An 18212-nucleotide genomic window follows, 5' to 3' on the forward strand; every position below is an offset into this window, starting at 1 on the left:
CGCACCTCGTCGAACACGCCCTCCCCTAACACCCCCGAGCATACCGAAGGCCGGCACGCGCGGGGCGTACCGGCCTCGGGAGAACTCGCGTCGACGAACGTGTCACGAACGATGTCGCAGCTCAGCGCTCTTCGCGGGGAATCCAGTGCTGGTCGGTGGGGCCGACGTAGATCTGACGCGGACGGTAGATCCGGTTCTTCTCGTCGTCGTGGATCTCCTTCCAGTTGGCGATCCACCCGGGCATGCGGCCGATGGCGAACATGACCGTGAACATGTTGATCGGGATGCCCATGGCCCGCAGGATCATGCCGGAGTAGAAGTCGACGTTGGGGTAGAGCTTGCGCTCGACGAAGTAGTCGTCCGACAGGGCGGTGTCGGCGAGCTCCTGCGCGATGTCGAGCAGCGGGTCGGTGACGTCGAGCTCCTTGAACATGTCCTCGGCCGCGGCGCGCAGGATCTTCGAGCGCGGGTCGAAGTTGCGGTAGACGCGGTGGCCGAAGCCCATGAGCTTGATGCCGTCTTCCTTGTCCTTGACGCGCCGGACGTACTCCTTGACGTCCATGTCGCTGTCGCGGATCTGCTCGAGCATCTCGATGACCGCGGCGTTGGCGCCGCCGTGACGCGGCCCCGAGAGGGCGTTGACGCCGGCGGAGCAGCTCGCGAACAGGTTGGCCTGGCTGGAGGCGACCATGCGCACCGTGGAGGTGGAGCAGTTCTGCTCGTGGTCGGCGTGCAGCAGCAGGAACAGGTTGAGCGCCTTGGAGACCGCCGGGGTCGGCTCGTACGGCAGGTACGGCTTGGTGAACATCATGTGAAGGAAGTTCTCGGCGTACCGCAGGTCGTAGCGCGGGTACACGATCGGCTCGCCGATCGAGGCCTTGTACGCGGCTGCGGCGATGGTGCGCACCTTGCTCATGAGCTTGGCGGCCGCGGCCTCCATGTCCTCGTTGGTGCGGATGTTGCCGCCGTCGGGCTCGTACCCGCTGATGAGGTTGACCATGGCCGAGGTGATCGCCATGGGGTGGGTCTCGGACTGCGAGAACGCGTCGAAGTGCTTCTTCATGCTCTCGTCGATCATCGCGTTGTCCATGAGGATCGTCGCGAACCGGTCGCGCTCCTCGATGGTGGGCAGGTGACCGAAGATGACGAGGTAGGCCGCCTCGATGAACGTGCTCTTCTCGGCCAGTTCCTCGATCGGGATGCCTCGGTAGCGGAGGATGCCCTTGTCGCCGTCGATGTAGGTGACTGCGGACTTGCAGGACCCGGTGTTGCCGTAGCCGTCGTCCAGGGTGATGTACCCGGTTTCGGCACGGAGCTTGCTGATGTCGATGGCCAGTTCGTGCTCGGTGCCTTCGACCACAGGGTATTCGTACGACTTCCCATCGAGCTCGATGCGGGCCGTCCGGCTCATGTTGCCTCCTGATGTCGTGGTCTTCGGAGTCACCTTAAGGCGGCGTGGGGACAATGGTCCCCCCGGGGAGGTGTGGGCTGCATCCCTGTGCGCGCGTGTGCCTGTCGTCGACGAGGATGTCGTCATGTACGACGTCGACGCCCTGCGCACCCTCGTTCCCGCTCTCTCGGACGGCACCGCCTACTTCGACGCCCCCGGAGGCACACAGACGCCGGCGCCGGTGGCGGGCGTGGTCGCTCGCACGATGACCTCGGGGATCTCCAATCGCGGCACGGTGACGGCGTCGGAGCGTCGCGCCGAGGAGGTCGTGCGCGGAGCGAGGAACGCGATGGCCGACCTGCTCGGCGCCGATCCGCGCGGCGTCGTGTTCGGCCGGTCCATGACGCAGATCACATACGACCTGGCGCGCACGCTCGCCGCCGGGTGGTCGGAGGGCGACGAGGTCGTCGTCTCCCGCCTCGACCACGACGCGAACGTCCGGCCGTGGGTCCAGGCTGCCGAACGCGCCGGCGTCACGGTGCGGTGGATCGACTTCGACCCGCAGACGGCCGAGCTGACGGTCGACGACGTTGCCGCGGTGCTCACCGAACGCACGCGCCTCGTCGCGCTCACGGCCGCGAGCAACCTCGTCGGCACCCGGCCGGACGTCGCGGCGATCTCTCGTCTCGTCCACGACGCGGGCGCTCTGTTCGCCGTGGACGGGGTGCACGCGACGGCCCACGCCGGCACCGATGTCGGGGCGCTCGGGGCCGACTTCCACCTGTGCTCGCCGTACAAGTTCATGGGCCCGCACTGCGGAGTGCTCGCCGCCTCACCGGAACTGCTCGAGACCCTGCACCCCGACAAGCTCGCGCCCTCGACCGACGCCGTGCCCGAACGCTTCGAGCTCGGCACCCTGCCGTACGAGCTGCTCGCGGGGACGAGCGCGACCGTCGACCTCATCGCCTCCCTCGGCTCCGGCGACTCGGGCACCACCCGCCGCGAGCGGGTGCTCGACGCTATGGCCGCGATCGAGGAGCACGAGGACCGGCTGCGCCTGCGCATCGAGAACGGCCTCGTCGACCTCGGCGCGCAGCTCTGGTCACGCGCGGCCCGTCGCACTCCGACTCTGCTCTTCCGGCTGCCGGGCGTCGCCGACGCCGATGTCCACCGCGGGCTCGCCGAACGCGGCGTCAACGCTCCCGCGGGTTCCTTCTACGCCCTGGAGTGCTCCCGCCGCCTCGGCCTGGGCGACACCGGTGCCGTGCGCGTCGGGCTCGCCCCGTACTCCGACGCCGGCGACGTCGACCGACTGCTCACCGCGTTGGGCGAGCTCGTCTGAGGCGAGCCGGGCATCAGAGCATCGTCACCGCGGTCGTGACGTCGTCGAGCACGTCGTGGTCGACGATCGCCCCGCTACCCGGCCCCTCCGGAGGAACGAGGTGGCCGTCGACGAGTTCGAAGTGCTGAGTGATGTCGCGCTCGTAGTAGCGGCTCGTGGCCGAGATGTCGCCCGGCAGAGTGAAGTTGGGCAGGCAGGCGAGGGCGAGGTTCATGGCCCGGCCGATGCCGGTCTCGAGCATCCCGCCGCAGAACACCGGCACGCCGTGCGCCGCGCAGAGGTCGTGGATCGAGCGTGCGATCGGGTAGCCGCCGACCCGCGCGGGCTTGATGTTGACGCTGTCGGTCGCCCCCAGCGAGATCGCCGCCGCGGTCGCGCCCACCGATGTGATCGACTCGTCGAGACACACCGGCGTGGCGAGGTCGGCGGCGAGCCTCGCGTGCCCGAGCAGATCGTCGGCCGGGAACGGCTGCTCGAGCAGCAGCAGCCCGAACGCGTCGAGGCCCAACAGGTGCGGGATGTCGGAGGTGCGATACGCCTGGTTGGCGTCGACCTGCAACGGCAGCGCGTCGCCGAACGCCTCGCGCACCGCGCGCAGCGGCTCGACGTCCCAGCCGGGGCGCACCTTGAGCTTGATGCGGCGGTATCCGTCGTCGAGGTAGCCGGAGACCCAGTCGAGCAGCTCGTCGATCGAGTCGGGGATGCCGACCGAGACCCCGACCGGGATGCGCTCGCGGTCGCCGCCGAGGTACGTGCGCAGCGGCATGCCGCACGCTCGCAGTTCCGCGTCGAGCACGGCGGACTCGAGGGCGCTCTTGGCGAGCGGCATGCCGGGCAGGTCGGCGAGGGCGGCGCGCAGCCGAGGCAGGAGCGGCCCGTCACCGGCGGCGATCTCTCGGGCCATCGGTACGAGCACGTCGGCGAGGGCGAGGCGAACGGTGGCGATGTACTCGGGGTAGTACGTGGGCTCGGGATCGGCGCCGCACTCGGCCCAGCCCGCCGTCGCGGCCGTGGAACCCGGCGGTGACCAGCGCAGGAGCAACACGCGCTTGCTCGTCTCGACCCCGCGGGAGGTGCGGAACGGCCGCACGAGCGGCAGCTCGGCCTCGCGGAGTTCGACCTCGATGTCGCCTGAGCTCATTCATCTCACCTTCGTCGGATCGGCGGGAACTCCTGGCGGTTCGGACGCGTCAGGGGCCAGCACGTAGGCCCCGCCGCGAGTGAACCCGGTGACCGCGCGCCTGGCATCTGGGCCGAGGCCGGCGAGGAACACCGAACCGCCAGGAGGCCCCGCCGCGAGTGAACCCGGTGACCGCGCGCCTGGCATCTGGGCCGAGGCCGGCGAGGAACACCTCCCGCATCGCGTGGCGCCAGGCGAGCCCCGCCTCGGGGTCGGCGCGGCGCAGCGACTCGATGTCGGCGGGGGTGCCGACGAGCCAGGCCCGGTCACGGGGACGCTCGTGCAGACGGGGCCACCCGCGCCCGTCCTCCTCCAGCACGACGACGGCCCGGGTCGCGTCGTCGTCGACCGCCTCCCGCGGTGCCGCGTCGCGCACGTCCCACCGTGCGAGAAGTCGGTCGGTCGGATCTCCCTCGTTGATGCCGTCGGGGATGGGCGGGTAGTGCTCGACGTGGAACGCGGCGATGCCGACACCGAGCCGGTTGAGGTTGAAGTGCGCGTTACGGCGCACGAGTGGGTCGTAGGTCCACTCGATGCGGGCGACGTCGCGTTCGGCCGCCCACCGGCGCTGCGCGTCCTTGAGGGCACGTCCGACGCCGGTGCCCGCGGCCTTCGGCAGCACCCCCGCGATGAGCGAGGCGAGCGTGTCGGAGTGCGGGGCCGCGGCGATGCCGACCGCGACGCCGACGAGCTCGTCGCCGTCGAACGCACCGAGCAGACACCCGCCCCACGCGCCGATCGACATGACGACGTCACCGGGGATGGGCGCGGACTCGTACGGCGTGCCCCACACGGCGGCGAGCAGACTCGTCGCGGCCTCCGCCTCGTCGCGGCCGTGCAGTTCTCGCACCTCGATGCTCACGGCCACATCATGCCCACCCGCGCCGACATCGCACCGCCGAGCCGCTGATCCACATGACGCCGGCGTCCGTCCGCGGGTCTCCATCCCACGCCGTTACCGTGGGGCGGTGACCAGCGTTGCGTCCCGGCTCGTCGTCGAGGGCATCTCCAAGACCTACGGCGGTCGCCGCATCCTCCACGAGGTGAGTTTCGACGCGGCGCCCGGCGAGATCGTCGCCGTCGTCGGACCGAACGGCGCAGGCAAGACCACCCTCCTGCGGTGCCTCGTCGGCACCGAGACTCCCGACGCCGGCACGGTGACGCTGGACGGAAGCCCGTACGACGAGCGCGACCCGGCCACCCGGCGACGCGTCGCGGTCGTGCTCGACGACCTCGCATGGTTTCCCGACCTCACCGCGTGGGAGCACCTCGACCTCCTCGCGCGCGCCCACGGTGACGACGCGAACGACGACGTCGTCGACGACGCGCTCGCCGCCGTACGACTCACTCACGTCGCCGACCAGGTGCCCGGCACGTTGAGCTCGGGCCAGCGGCGGCGGCTCGGGCTGGCGACCACTCTCGTGCGTCCCTTCGACCTCCTCGTCCTCGACGAGCCCGAGCAACGTCTCGACGAGGCGGGTCGGGCGTGGCTCGCGCGCTATCTCGCCGCGCTGGCCGCCGACGGCCGCACGGTCGTCATGGCGAGTCACGACCCCGCGCTCGTCGAGGCCTGCGGAGGCAGGGTCGTGCGCATCGAGGCACCCGACGAGCTCCCGCAGGCGCCGGCGCGCGACGACGGAGGCGAGCCGGCCGAGGACCTCACGTGAACCGTCCTCCGGCAGTCCCCGAGGATCCCGCGGACGATCGCATGCCTCTACCGCCCCGCGTCGACCGCGAGCTGCCGCCCCTGGCCGAACGGCGCACGTGGACGCTCGACGCCCTCGACTCCCTCGCCGAGGCTCGGGGCAATCGCCTTGCCGAACGCGGGGACTCACGGTTCGGCACCGCCTACATGATCCTCGTCGCGGTCGTCCTCGTGCTCGCGATGGGAGGCGCGCTGGCCTCGCGCATGGTCGCCCACGCCTGCGTCGGCGCGGTGTGCGAGGGCCTGGGGCCGGCGTCGTCCTCCTGGCTCGCCGCCTCCATCGTCGTCGGCGGCAGCGGTGCGCTCATCGTCGCCACTCGTCTCGTCGGACCGGCCGGGTTGTCGGCTGCTCGGCGGTCATGGTTCGGGTCGGCGCCCGGTGACCGGGCCCTCGACCTGCGCGAACCACTCGCGGGTGTCGCCCTGTGCGGTGCGGTCGCCGGAGTCGCCGTCGGCGTGGCCGCTGCCGTCGCCGCCGGCACCGGCCGGTCGATCGCGACCATCCTCCTGCTCGGAGCCGTGACGGGAGTGTCGGCCGGGGTGTTCCTCGTGCTGGTCGCGGCCTGGGTGCAGACCACCTCCGCGGGTCGCTGGTGGACGGCCGTCGGTCGCGGGCTGCTGCTCCTCGGCATCGCCGGCGCCGCGATGGCGGTCGGTCCCTGGTCGCTGCCCGTCCTGCCGGGCGTGCCCACCGTGGTCGTCGGCGGAATCGCCGTCACCACGGGCGCGCTCGCGGCCGTCCTCGCCGCGGCCGTCCTGCCTGCCCGCCTGCGCCGGCTGCCTCACGCCGAGCTGCGCCGGGGCGGTGACGCCGCCGAGGCCGCCGTCTCCAGCGTGCTCATGCTCGAGTCGGGCGCGATCGAGGATCTGCGCGGGGCGCGCGTTCGGCAGACACGCGGGCGGTTCAGGTCCCGTCCGATGCGCGGCCACGGCGATCTCGCGATCGTCTCGGCCGACCTGCGGCGGCTGCTGCGTGCGCGCACGGTCGTGATCGTCGCCGTCCTCCTCCTGCCGGTCGCCGTCGTCGCCCGGTCGTTGCTCGGCCCGATCGGCGGCACGATCGCCGTCGCGCTGCTCGCCGTCCTCATCGGTAACGGTGCCGCGAGCGGCCTGCGCCTGTGGACTCGCTCGACCTCCGTGCGCCGGATGTACCCGCTGCCCGACGTGCGGGTGCGCGTCGCTCACCTCGTCGTTCCCGCCGTCCTGGCGGCGCTCTGGGCGGCGCTCGCCTGCGCCCTCACCGGGGCCGGTGTGCTCACGTGGGTCTGCCTGTCCCTGTCGGCGGCGGCGGCCGTCCTGCGCACTGCGCCCCAGGTGTCCTCGGGCATCGCCGCCGGGCAGGTGCAGCAGAGCCCCATGGGTGCCGTACCGGTCGGGCTCATGGCGGTGCTGCTGCGCGGACCCGACGTCGCGGCGCTGCCGGTGTTGCTCGCACTCGCCGGATTCCCCGGTGGGGGAGCCATGCTCGCCCTCGCGATCCTGCTCACGTTCCTCACCCGGGTCGAGAAGGACAGAGCACTCTGAGCACCCGTGCTCAGGCGCACCTCGACCGCGCCCGGTGAAGATCGGGAACATGTCTGCCCTGCCCGCCGTGCTCGCCGTGTGCGTCGTCGCGGTCGTCGTCATCGTCATCGTCACCGCGGTGCTGTTCGCGTCCCGGCCGCAGCCCGCCCTGCCCGACTCGCCGGCCTGGGTGGACACCCGTGAACCGGTCGTCGTGCCGGTTCTCCCGAACGATCTGTGGGAGGAGATCGAGGAGGTCTCCGCGGCCTCGCGACGCCCCCTCGACGACGTCGTCCGCGAGGCGGTGCGACGCCACCGCGAGGACCTCGTCGCGGCCGGGCAGATCGACGAGTGTGGGGAGTCGCATCGAGACGACCGGCCGCAGGACGGCCGGGACGAGACGCGCTGAGCCGGGGTGCGCGTCGGGGGAGTGCGTGGTGGAGGGCAGGGGTGCCCTCCACCACGTCACCCCGTCACCCCGAGCACGTCACCCCAGGGCTGGAACTCGCCCCGCCCGTCTCCTGAGCGGGGCAGATGAACCGGGGCAGATGGACGTGGAGGCGTTGCGTGGGCGCGTCGTCCCGGGGAGGATCGAGGGGTGCGCATCGAACCAGGGGCTACGAGACCGTCGACGACCTCCACGCTGAAGGGGGTGCTCACCCGGGCCGCAGCGGTCGCGGGGCTGGGGGCGGTCCTCGTCGTCGGCGGACCCGCCGCCTGGGCCGAGCCGCCCATGAGCCTCACCGCGCCCGTCACCGACTCCGCCGGCGTGCTCGGAGGTGACAAGGGCGAGGTCGAGCAGCGCCTCTCCGAGCTGCAACAGAATGAGAAGCTCGACCTCCACGTCGTCTACGTGCGCAGCTTCGATGGTGTCGCGTCGACGGAGTGGGCGAAGCAGACGTACCAGAAGAGCGGGCTCGGCGGCAACGACGTGCTGCTCGCCGTGGCGACCCAGGACCGGCGTTACGGCACGTACGCCACGGGCACCCAGGACTTCACGCAACAGGACCTGCAGAAGGTCAACCGCGACGACATCGAGCCGGCGCTGCGCAAGGCCGCGAGCGGCCAGGGCTCCTGGGGTGACGCGGCCATCGCGGCGGCCGAGGGGTTCGACTCGGTCGGAGGTGGCGGCGGCGGAGGCGCCGGGATGCTCGTCGCCGGGGGAGCAGCGGCGCTCGCCATCGGCGGTGGCGCTTACGCGTTCAGCCGCCGTCGACGCAAGGTCGCCGCCGACGAGCCACGTGACCAGGGCACGCAGGGCGCCGCCGGCCAGCCCCCGCGCGGGCGCGGACCGCAGGACGACGTCGACCCCGGCAAGCGGGCCGCGGCCGCGCTCATCGCGCTCGACGACGAGATCCGCTCCTCCGGCGAGGAGCTCGCGTTCGCCGAGGCGCAGTTCGGCACCCAGGCCACGGCCACGTTCCGCGACGCGCTCGAGAAGGCCAAGGCCGGATCGGTCGAGGCGTTCCGCATCCAGCACCAGATCGACGCCGGCACGATCGCCGAGGCCGACCGACCCGCCGCCTACGACCGCATCGTCACCCTCGCGACCGACGCCGACCGGGTGCTCGAGGAGCACACCGAGGAGTTCCAGCGCATGCGCGACCTGCAGTCGCGGGCACCGCAACTGCTCGGCGACCTCGACCGGCGCGTCGGCGAGGTGCGCGGCCGGCTCCCCGCCGCGAAGCAGCAGCTCGCCGCGCTGCAGGCGACCTACCCTGAGCAGGCGCTGCGCACGGTCAAGGCCAACGTCAATCAGGCGGCCGCGCTCGCCGACGCCGCCGCCGGCCTCATCACCTCGGGCCGGGCGCACGTGCAGGAGGGTGACCGGCCGGCCGCGGTGGTCTCGGCCCGGGGCGCCGAGGACGCCCTCGGGCAGGCGACCTCGCTGCTCGACGCGGTGGACCGGGCGCACGTCGATCTCGGCCAGGCCTCCGAGAAGCTCGAGAAGCGTCTCGCCTCGATCAGCTCCGACGTCGCCGACGCCGAACGCCTCGGCGCCGACGACCCGCTGACCAGGGAGGCGCTCGCCGCGGCGCTGCAGGCCATCGAGCACGGGCGCGCGGCCCGCACCGGCGGCGACCCCCTCGGCGCGCTGGCCGCCCTCGACACCGCGGAGAACGACCTCGACGCCGCCCTGCAGGGTTACCGCGACGCCGAGGAGAACGCCCGCCGCGCCCAGGCCGGCCTCGACGACCGGTTCGGCCGCGTGCGCGCCCGGCTCATGTCGATCGACGACTCGATCCGCACCCGCCGCGGCGCCGTCGGCTCCGAGGCGCGCACGCGCATCTCCGAGGCCCTGCGCGTCTACAACGAGGCCACCGGACTCGCGGGCACCGAGCCCGAACGGGCTGCCTCCCTGCTCAACGAGGCCGAACGCCTCGGCGAGGACGCGCTCCGGCTCGCCGACGACGACCACGACGCCTGGGGCGGCGGGTACGGCGGAGGCTACGGCGGCCGCGGCTGGGGTGGCGGCTGGGGCGGCCCGGGTCGTTCGGGCGGCATCGACCTCGGCTCGCTCATCCTCGGCGGCATCCTCATGGGGCCCCTGTCGCGAACCCGCGGCCTCCGTCACGCGTTCATCCGGCAACACCGTCACCGTCGGCAGCCGCCGACCCGACCTCCTAGCGACCTCCACCGATCAACCGGCACCATCCACTCTCGAAGGGATCACCCGTGGCTCAGAAGCAGACCATCCTCGGCCGAGTCGCCCAGTTGGCCAAGGCGAACATCAACGCGCTCCTCGACCGGGCCGAGGACCCGGAGAAGATGCTCGACCAGCTCGTGCGCGACTACACCAACTCGATCGCCGAGGCCGAGGAGGCCGTGGCCCAGACCATCGCCCAGGTCCGCATGATCGAGGCCGACCACACCGAGGACGTCGAGGCCGCGGCCGAGTGGGGTCGCAAGGCCGCCGCCGCGTCGAAGAAGGCCGACGAGCTGCGCGGCTCCGGCGACAGCGCCGGGGCCGACAAGTTCGACAACCTCGCCAAGGTCGCCATCGGCAGGCAGATCCAGCACGAGAAGGAGGCCCGCGACGCCGAGCCGGCCATCGCGCAGCAGAATGCGACGGTCGAGCAGCTCAAGAACGGCCTCACCCAGATGAAGACCAAGCTCGAGGACCTCAAGTCCCGCCGCTCGGCCCTCGTCGCCCGTTCCCGCACCGTCGCGGCGCAGGACAAGGTGCAGCAGGCCATGGGCTCGATCAACGTCCTCGACCCCACGAGCGAGCTCTCCCGCTTCGAGGACCGCATCAAGCAGCAGGAGGCGCTGGTCGCCGGTCGGCAGGAGGCCGCGGCCACCTCGATCGAGGACCAGTTCGCCGAGCTCGAGGACTACGGCCAGGACTCCGAGATCGAGGCCCGGCTGGCCTCCCTCAAGGTGCAGGACCGACCGGCGCTCGGCAACTGACGCGAGCGTCTCGGACGAACGGGCTCCTCGGCATCGAGGGGCCCGTTCGTGTTCGTGCCGCGCGCCGGGCCGGTCGCGTCCGCACTGTTGTCGGGCGTGATGCCCTGCAACGTGGCCGTACGCCGTTTCGACGTAAGGTGTGATTCGCCGGATTCGGCTCGAGACAAGGGCGCCACGGATCAGGCACGGCAAGAAGGTGGCACTGATGACCGATGGGCAGCGTCTGGCCGTGGAGTTCGCCGACCTCGCTCGACGCCTGCAGGGTTCCGACTTCGACATGACCCTCGCCGAGGTGCTCCGCGCGGCGATCTCCGCCGTGGACGCCGATCTGGGCGGCGTGATGCTCGTGCGCAAGGGCAAGGTGCATTCGGCGGCCGTGACCGAGGATCTCGTGCTGCGCGCCGACGAGCTCCAGCTCGAGACCGGCCACGGTCCGTGCCTGGAGGCGATCGACGACCAGACCCGTTTCATCATCGACGACACCGAGACCGACGAGCGGTGGCCGAAGTGGTGCGGCGAGGTGCGCAAACTCGGCATCCGCAGCGTGCTGGCGGTGTTCCTCACGACGGCCCAGGGCACGCTCGGCGCGCTCAACCTCTACTCCTACCAGCCGAACCGCTACAGCGAGGAGGACGCCGTCGTCGCGACGATCCTCGCCACCCACGCCTCCGTCGCGCTCGCCGCGGACAAGGAGCGCGAGGAGTTGCGCAGCGCGATCGACGGTCGCCACATGATCGGCATGGCCCAGGGCATCCTCATGGAACGGTTCAAGCTCAACCGCGACCAGGCCTTCGCCGTGCTGCGCCGCTACTCCCAGGACCGCAACATCAAGCTGCGCGAGGTCGCGGCCCAGCTCGTGGAGTCGCGCGTCCTGCCCGACTGAGGCGGTGACGAGGGGTCATGCCCCGTCGAGGATCTCGCGCAGGTACTCCCGCAGCGGTTCGTGGTACCGAGCGAGCACCGCGTGCAGCTCGGTGAGCAGCAGCGGCATCGGCCAGTCGTCGGGCAGTAGCTCGGCCGGCAGGCCCGGGTCCGCGACGAGGGCCGTGTACACCGGATGAGCCGTCTCGACGAAGCGCCGCAGCGACTCGGGGCCGGGCGTGACGTGCGCCTCGCGGCTGCGCTGCAGCGTGACCGTCAGGGCGCGGTAGCGCCCCGCCAGCGCGTCGAGGTTCCACGCGTCGCGGGCGGCCGCGGCGGCGTCGGCAGGGTCCATGCGCAGCTCGAGCGGGCCGACGCGGGCGCCGGGCGGTGCCTGGCCCGCCTGGTCGGCGACGATGCGCCAGTGGTCGGCGACGCTGACGAACAGCCCGGGATGCAGGGGCGCGTACCCGGCCAGGCGGGCGAGTCGGCGCAGGTGGTCGCGGTAGGCGCGATGCGTCTCCGGCACCGACCACAGGATGCCGTGCAGGGTGCCGTCCCACGGATCCGCGGTGTGACCGCGACCGAGGGCGTCGCCGCGCCGCCACGCGGTGAGCATCGCGCCGGTGAGCGTGTACGTCGCCGTCCGGCCCGAACGGCTCGTGCGCAGGTCTCCGGAGCGACGCAGCCGGGCGAGGAGGCTGCGCGCGGCGCTCTCGGTCAGGCCGACGTCGCCGAGCAACCGCACGAGCGCGGGTCCGGGCAGCGACGTGGTCTCGGCGACCCCGAACAGGAACGCCACCACACCCGCACCCGGGCGGGCGCCCGTGTCCGATTCCGCCACGCCGTTCACTCTCCCACCTCCCCGTCGCACCGGCTCGTCGGGTCTCCCTAGGCTGCGGCCATGAGCGATGCGATCCCGGCCATGCCGCCACATCTGCTGGACGTCGCGCGCGCGGCACGAGGGTTCATGCCGGCCGACGAGGGCGACCTGCTGTTCGCCGAGGCCACCCGCCGTGCCTCGGCCGGTCCGCTGCTCGAGGTGGGCACGTGGTGCGGCACGTCGGCGGTCTACCTCGGGGCCGCGGTGCGCCTCGCTCGCGAACGCGGAGCACCGGACGCGGTCGCGTTCACCGTCGACCACCATCGCGGCAGCGAGGAGAACCAACCGGGCTGGGAGTACCACGACCCCACGCTCGTCGACCCGCACGCCGGCCGGATCGACACGCTCCCGTTCTTCCGCCGCACGCTCACCGATGCCGGCCTCGAGGAGGAGGTCGTCGCGATCGTCGGGCGCGCGCCCACGGTGGCGCGGCACTGGCGCACTCCGTTGTCACTGCTCTTCGTCGACGGCGGTCACACCGACGAGCACGTGACGAACGACTACCTCGGCTTCGGACGCTGGATCGCGGCGGGTGGAAGCCTCGTGTTCCACGACGTCTTCGAACGTCCCGAGGACGGGGGCCAGGCCCCGTGGCGTTGCTACCGCCGCGCACTCGACTCGAAGGTGTGGGAGGAGACCCGCCACCTCGGGTCGATGCGCGTCCTACGGCGGATCGCCGGGGACGCCGGCGATCCGCTCACCTGAGTTCAGCGGGCAGGAACCTCGTCAGTCGAGGGCTCGGATGCGGCGCGGTCGTGCTCCGCGTCGGTGCTCACGGCCTCGTCGTCGAGGGCGCGCGGCGGGGCGTCGAAGACCTCCCGGTCGAGGAGTCCCTCACGCGCCGCGACGAGCGTCGTCATCGCGGACTGCCCGGCGACGTTGGTGGCCGTGCGCATCATGTCGACGATCGGGTCGATCGCGAGCAGCAGGCCGACACCGGCGAGGGGGAGCCCGAGGGTCGAGAGGGTGAGGGTGAGCATGACGATCGCGCCCGTGAGGCCCGCGGTCGCGGCCGAGCCGACGACCGAGACGAACGCGATGAGCGCGTAGTCCACGAGGCCGAGGTGCACCCCGAAGATCTGGGCGACGAAGATCGCGGCGAGCGCGGGGTAGACCCCGGCGCAACCGTCCATCTTCGAGGTCGCGCCGAAGGGGATGGCGAACGAGGCGTACTCGCGGGAGACGCCGATGCGTTCGGTGGTGACGCGCTGCGTGAGGGGCATCGTGCCCACCGAGCTGCGCGAGACGAACCCGAGCTGGATGGCCGGCCACGCGCCTGCGTAGAAGCGTCGCGGGCTGACCTTGGCGAACACCGCGAGAAGCACGGGGTAGACGACGAACAGGATGATCGCGCAGGCGACGTAGACGTCGATGGTGAACGTCGCGAGCGGGGCGACGAGATCCCAGCCGTAGCCGGCGACGGCGCGACCGATCAGGCCGAGGGTGCCGATCGGGGCGAGGCGGATGACCCACCACAGGGCCTTCTGGGTGATCTCGAGAACGGACTCGGAGAGGTGGATGAACGGGTCGGCCTTCGCGCCGATCTTGACGGCGGCGATGCCGGCGACGACACCGAGGAACACGATCTGCAGCACGTTGCCCTCGACGAACGCGCCGACGGGGTTGGTGGGGATGATGCCGGTGAGGAAGTCGGTCCACGAGCCGGTGTGGTCGGGGGCCTTGGCCGTGCCCATGTCGAGGGTCACGCCCTGGCCCGGGTCGGTGAGCAGGCCGAGGCCGATGCCGACGAGCACGGCGAGCAGGCCGCTGATCGCGAACCACAGGAGGGTCTGCCCGACGAGGCGGGCGGCGTTGGTGACGTTGCGCAGGTTGGCGACGCTGACGACGATCGCCGTGAACACCAGCGGCGGGATCGCGAGTTTGAGGAGCTGGACGAAGAGGCTGCCGATGCCGTCGAGTCCGGCTTCGAGCCATCCGACGTGGTACTGGCGGGCCACCCAGCCGAGGGCGACACCGGCGACGAGTGCGAGCAGGATCTGCATCCCGAACGACAGGTGGAGGCCGCGACGAGGACGACGCTCTGCCTGCGTCTTCTCGTCCACGGCACGAGGCGACGAGGACATGTGAACTCCCTTCGGCATGACGACGGGCGCTCCGCGACGGCCCGGCCGTACAGGGGGCAACCCGCATGCCGCGTTATGCATTCCCAAACGTCGTGGAATGTATTGCGCAAGAGGGGAGATCGTCGACGCTCAGCCCCGAGTCAGAGCCCGGGTCGCCAGCACCACCGCGGCGGCGGTCCACGTCGAACGCTCGATCGGCCACCGGGCGTCGTCGGGGTAGACGTAACCCGTCCAGTACGAGCCGTCCTCGTCGCGCAGGTGCTGCATGTCGGCGACCAGGCGCCTCGCCTCCTCGTGTCGCCCGAGGGCGCGTAGGGAGAGCGCGAGTTCGCACGTCTCGGCGCCGGTGACCCAGGGGTGGTCGTCGACGCAGCGAATGCCCAGGCCGGGGACGACGAAGTCGCTCCACCGGGCGTCGATGCGGGCCCGCGCGGGGGCCCCGGCGAGGGCACCGCCGAGGACGGGGTAGTACCAGTCCATCGAGTACCGATGCTTGGGCTCGAACACCGCGGGGTCGTCGGCGCATCCGGTGACGCACGCGGCGATGCGGGCCGCGACCTCGCGCCACCGAGGGCGGGGGTCGCCGACGACGTCGCCGAGGATCGCTCCGCACCGGAACGCCAGGTGCAGGCACGAGCTCCCCGCGAGCAGCCCGGTGGTGGCCGTGCCGCCCTGTCCGCGGGCCCACGCGACCGCCCCGCTCGGCAGCTGCAGGGACGCCACCGCGTCGAGGGCCGCGGCGACCGTCGGCCACCATCGCTTCAGCGCCGCCAGGTCGCCGCGGCTGCGCCAGTGGTGCCACACCCCGACCGCGACGTACCCCGTGAGGTTGGTGTCGAAGCCGGCGTCGACGACCTCCGGCGAATCTCCCGGGGCCACGCGCCATTCCAGGGGCCAAGAGCCGTCGTCGCGTTGGGTCGCCGCGAGCCAGTCGTAGGCGGCGGCGGCCTCCTCGTCGAAGCCGGTGGCGAGCAGCGCCATCGCGCACTCGACGTGGTCCCAGGCGTCGATCTTGCCCGCGGTGTCACCGGCGACGTCCCAGGGAATCGCGCCGCACGCGGCCTGGGTCGCCGCGATCGCCGCGCCGGTGCGGGCCAGCTCGGCCTCGCCGGGCAGCCGGGTCGTGCCTGCGGTCGTGCTCATCGGACCGGGCTCATCCCGGTTTGCGCGCGTAGAGCACGACCGACTTGCCGAGCACGGGGTTGAGCAGCCGCTCGGCGGTCTGCGTGAGTGCGGGCCGCTTCATGAGATCCCACACGAGCAGGCGGTGATAGGCCTTGACGAGGCGGTTCTCGTCGTCGTCGACGCCGACGGCGCACTTGAGCCACCAGTACGGCGCGTGCAGGGCGTGGGCGTGCTCGCGCCCGAGGACGACGAGCCCGGCCTGCCTCAACTGCCCGGCGAGGGCGTCGGCGCGATAGATCCGCACGTGCCCACCCTCGACCTCGTGGTACTCGTCCGAGAGCGTCCAGCAGATTCGCTCGGGCCAGTAACGGGGGACGGTCACGGCCATCGTCCCGCCGGGCCGCAGCACGCGGACGAGCTCGGCGATCGCGCGGGTGTCGTCCGGGATGTGCTCGAGCACCTCGGCGGCGACCACCCTGTCGAACCCGCCGTCGTCGAACGGCAGGTCGAGTGCGTCACCCTCGACCGTCCGCGCTCCGCCGGCGGCGCCCTCGCCCTCGAGCTCCATCGCACCGAACATCTCGGCGACACCGCGGAGTTCGTCGGCGTCCTGGTCGAAGGCCGTGACGTCGGCTCCCCGGCGGTACATCTCGAACGCGTGCCGGCCGGCACCGCACCCGAGGTCGAGCACGCGGTCGCCGGGGCGCAGGCCCAGACGGTCGAAGTCAACGGTGAGCACGCGGGGCTCCTTCTCCTGAGACGACGGGTGAGGACGAGCGGTGCGACGCGACGGCCTGCGCGTACACGGCAGCGGTGTGCGCCGCGACGGCAGGCCAGGAGTACTCCGCGACGGCGCGAGCCCGCCCGCCGAGTCCGAGACGTTCGCGAATCGTGGCGTCGTCGAGCAACCGGCCGAGGGCGGCGGTGAGGGCGTCGACGTCTCCCGGCGGGACGACGAGAGCCCCCGGCGCGCCGCCGTTTCCGTCGTGGCCGACGACCTCTCCGATCGCGCCGGCGTCGCTGACGACGAGCGGGGTGCCGCACGCCATGGCCTCGACCGTCGGCAGCGAGAACCCCTCGTAGCGCGAGGGCACGCACGCGACCTCGGCCGACGCGATGAGCGCCGCGAGCTCGGCGTCCGAGAGGCCGTTGCGCACGGTGACGACGTCGGTGAGCCCGAGTCGGTCGATGAGGCGCTCGGTCGCCCCACCCTTCGCCGGCCGGCTGACGAGCACGAGTTCGAGTGGTGACTGCGGGTGCGTCCGCCGTCGCCGCGCGAGAGCGTGGAGCAGCACGTCGACGCCCTTGAGCGGCACGTCGGCGCTCGCCATGGTGACGATGCGTCCCGGTGTCCGGGAAGTGTCGCCGGCGGCCGAGGGGGTGAAGACGTCGATGTCCACCCCGAGCGGCACGACCTCGATGCGCCGCGGGTCGACGCCGAAGTCGGCGACGATGTCGCGCGCCGAGGATCCCGAGACCGTGAGGACGTGCCGCTGGGCCCGGGCGACCCGCTTCTGCATCGCGAGGAACGAGTACCAGCGCCGCAGCGAGACTCGGCGCCATCCGCTGGCGCCGGCGAGGTCGGTCGCGCGGTCGCGGGTGATGGGGTGGTGGATCGTCGTGACCAGGGGCAGGTGCCGGGCGACGTCGAGCAGCCCGTAGCCGAGGCACTGGTTGTCGTGGACGACGTCGAACTCCTCACGCCGCCGGCGCAGTTCGCGAGCGGCGCGCAGCGAGAACGTCAGGGGTTCGGGAAAGGCCGCGGTCATCATGGTGGCGACCTCAAGCACGTCGACGAGATCGCGGTATTCGCGCAGCCGGGGAACGCGGAACGGGTCGGGTTCGCGGTAGAGGTCGAGGCTCGGGAGCCGCGCCAGCTCCACCCCGGCGTCGAGCTCGGGGTACGGCTGACCCGAGAACACCGTGACCTCGTGACCGGCGCGGACGAGCTCCCGCGAGAGGCGGCGCACGTACACACCCTGCCCGCCCACGTGGGGCTTGCTGCGGTAGGAGAGCAGAGCGACCCGCAGACCCATGCGCCCTCCTGTCCGAATCGTCGTGGCACGACCGACCCGACGAAGGGCCCTGCGACAGCCTACTGACCTGCGTGCCAAACCCGCTCCCAGGGCCGGCGTCCTTCGCCGGCCGGGTCCTCCTCGACCATTCGGTCGCGTCATGGTGTGAAGTAGACGCATGAACGATCACCAGGACCCCAGCGTGTGCCACATCGTCGTCATGGGCGTCTCCGGCTCGGGCAAGACGACCGTCGCGGAGATCCTGCAGCAGCGGACCGGATGGGAGTACGCCGAGGCCGACGACTTCCACCCCCAGGCCAACATCGACAAGATGAGCCGCGGGGAGCCGCTGAACGACGCGGACCGGCAGCCCTGGCTGGAGGCGCTGCGCGACTGGATGATCGAGCGCCAGCGCGAGGGTCGATCGAGCATCACCACGTGCTCGGCGCTCAAACGGTCCTACCGCGAGATCCTGTGCGGGGCGGGAGACGTCACGTTCGTGCTGCTTCACGGCCCATACGAGACGCTCAAGGAGCGGATGGGGGTGCGCAAGGGTCACTTCATGCCGTTGACCCTGCTGCAGTCGCAGCTCGACACCCTCGAACTGCTGGAGGAGGACGAGCCTGGTTTCACGGTGTCGATCGAGACGCCGCCCGAGCAGATCGTCGACGAGATCCTCGCCCGCGTGCGGCACTGAGCCCCTCCGCCGTTCG

16 protein-coding genes and 1 pseudogene are annotated in these 18212 nt (G+C 71.9%); 9 read left to right on the forward strand and 8 right to left on the reverse strand.

From position 1 onward, the window contains the following. Positions 1–121: 121 nt before the first annotated feature. Positions 122–1411: a citrate synthase gene (locus BN1197_RS05055; protein ID WP_040156890.1), complete on the reverse strand. Its 1290-nt coding sequence runs from the start codon at positions 1409–1411 to the stop codon at positions 122–124. A gap of 124 nt (positions 1412–1535) precedes the next feature. Between BN1197_RS05055 and BN1197_RS05060 the strand changes: the two genes are divergently transcribed. After that, positions 1536–2732, forward strand: coding sequence for a cysteine desulfurase-like protein (locus tag BN1197_RS05060; protein ID WP_040157221.1), 1197 nt, complete (start codon positions 1536–1538; stop codon positions 2730–2732). A gap of 13 nt (positions 2733–2745) precedes the next feature. On the opposite strand, the gene menC is transcribed toward BN1197_RS05060, so the two are convergent. Then, positions 2746–3873 (reverse strand): o-succinylbenzoate synthase, encoded by a 1128-nt coding sequence (menC, locus tag BN1197_RS05065; RefSeq protein WP_040156892.1) that lies wholly within the window; start codon positions 3871–3873, stop codon positions 2746–2748. A 49-nt stretch (positions 3874–3922) separates the two neighbouring features. Then, the gene (locus BN1197_RS05070) at positions 3923–4774 is read right to left on the reverse strand and encodes a hypothetical protein (RefSeq protein WP_052466037.1); all 852 of its coding nucleotides are present in this window, start codon (positions 4772–4774) and stop codon (positions 3923–3925) included. Positions 4775–4880: 106 nt separating this feature from the next. On the opposite strand from BN1197_RS05070, the gene ccmA reads away from it, so the two are divergent. From ccmA to BN1197_RS05100, 6 genes and pseudogenes are all read left to right on the forward strand, one after another. Beyond that, complete coding sequence (ccmA, locus tag BN1197_RS05075) at positions 4881–5579, forward strand: heme ABC exporter ATP-binding protein CcmA (protein WP_040156895.1); 699 nt, start codon at positions 4881–4883, stop codon at positions 5577–5579. Between the two features lie 41 nt (positions 5580–5620). Continuing rightward, the gene (locus BN1197_RS05080) at positions 5621–7141 is read left to right on the forward strand and encodes a DUF6297 family protein (protein ID WP_141397222.1); all 1521 of its coding nucleotides are present in this window, start codon (positions 5621–5623) and stop codon (positions 7139–7141) included. A gap of 49 nt (positions 7142–7190) precedes the next feature. Continuing rightward, positions 7191–7529 carry a hypothetical protein gene (locus BN1197_RS05085; protein ID WP_141397223.1) on the forward strand — a complete coding sequence of 113 codons (339 nt, stop codon included), beginning with the start codon at positions 7191–7193 and terminating at the stop codon, positions 7527–7529. A gap of 324 nt (positions 7530–7853) precedes the next feature. After that, positions 7854–8210 (forward strand): annotated as a pseudogene (locus tag BN1197_RS17675) (TPM domain-containing protein); the annotation flags it as partial. 1586 nt (positions 8211–9796) lie between these two features. Beyond that, complete coding sequence (locus tag BN1197_RS05095) at positions 9797–10531, forward strand: PspA/IM30 family protein (protein ID WP_040156902.1); 735 nt, start codon at positions 9797–9799, stop codon at positions 10529–10531. A gap of 205 nt (positions 10532–10736) precedes the next feature. Further along, positions 10737–11414: a GAF and ANTAR domain-containing protein gene (locus BN1197_RS05100; protein ID WP_040156904.1), complete on the forward strand. Its 678-nt coding sequence runs from the start codon at positions 10737–10739 to the stop codon at positions 11412–11414. Positions 11415–11429: 15 nt separating this feature from the next. On the opposite strand, the gene BN1197_RS05105 is transcribed toward BN1197_RS05100, so the two are convergent. Then, positions 11430–12236, reverse strand: coding sequence for a PaaX family transcriptional regulator C-terminal domain-containing protein (locus tag BN1197_RS05105; protein ID WP_176489713.1), 807 nt, complete (start codon positions 12234–12236; stop codon positions 11430–11432). Between the two features lie 60 nt (positions 12237–12296). Here BN1197_RS05105 and BN1197_RS05110 point away from each other — a divergent pair, with 60 nt between their 5' ends. Beyond that, on the forward strand, positions 12297–12980 hold the full coding sequence (locus BN1197_RS05110; RefSeq protein WP_040156906.1) for a class I SAM-dependent methyltransferase: 684 nt from the start codon (positions 12297–12299) through the stop codon (positions 12978–12980). Positions 12981–12982: 2 nt separating this feature from the next. On the opposite strand, the gene BN1197_RS05115 is transcribed toward BN1197_RS05110, so the two are convergent. The 4 genes from BN1197_RS05115 to BN1197_RS05130 form a co-directional block, all read right to left on the reverse strand. Continuing rightward, a complete protein-coding gene (locus tag BN1197_RS05115; protein WP_082043651.1) occupies positions 12983–14359 on the reverse strand; it encodes a dicarboxylate/amino acid:cation symporter in 1377 nt (458 codons plus the stop codon). 129 nt (positions 14360–14488) lie between these two features. Next, complete coding sequence (locus BN1197_RS05120) at positions 14489–15502, reverse strand: hypothetical protein (protein WP_052466039.1); 1014 nt, start codon at positions 15500–15502, stop codon at positions 14489–14491. A 10-nt stretch (positions 15503–15512) separates the two neighbouring features. Then, the gene (locus BN1197_RS05125; protein WP_040156907.1) at positions 15513–16223 is read right to left on the reverse strand and encodes a class I SAM-dependent methyltransferase; all 711 of its coding nucleotides are present in this window, start codon (positions 16221–16223) and stop codon (positions 15513–15515) included. Beyond that, positions 16210–17520, reverse strand: a complete 1311-nt coding sequence (locus tag BN1197_RS05130) for a glycosyltransferase family 4 protein (protein ID WP_245851830.1) — start codon at positions 17518–17520, stop codon at positions 16210–16212. Before BN1197_RS05130 ends, BN1197_RS05125 begins: the two co-directional genes overlap by 14 nt. 157 nt (positions 17521–17677) lie before the next feature. Between BN1197_RS05130 and BN1197_RS05135 the strand changes: the two genes are divergently transcribed. Next, positions 17678–18196, forward strand: a complete 519-nt coding sequence (locus tag BN1197_RS05135; protein ID WP_040156908.1) for a gluconokinase — start codon at positions 17678–17680, stop codon at positions 18194–18196. Positions 18197–18212: the final 16 nt, after the last annotated feature.

The sequence above is a fragment of the Mobilicoccus massiliensis genome, from assembly GCF_000826525.2.
GTDB classification, from domain to species: domain Bacteria; phylum Actinomycetota; class Actinomycetes; order Actinomycetales; family Dermatophilaceae; genus Mobilicoccus; species Mobilicoccus massiliensis.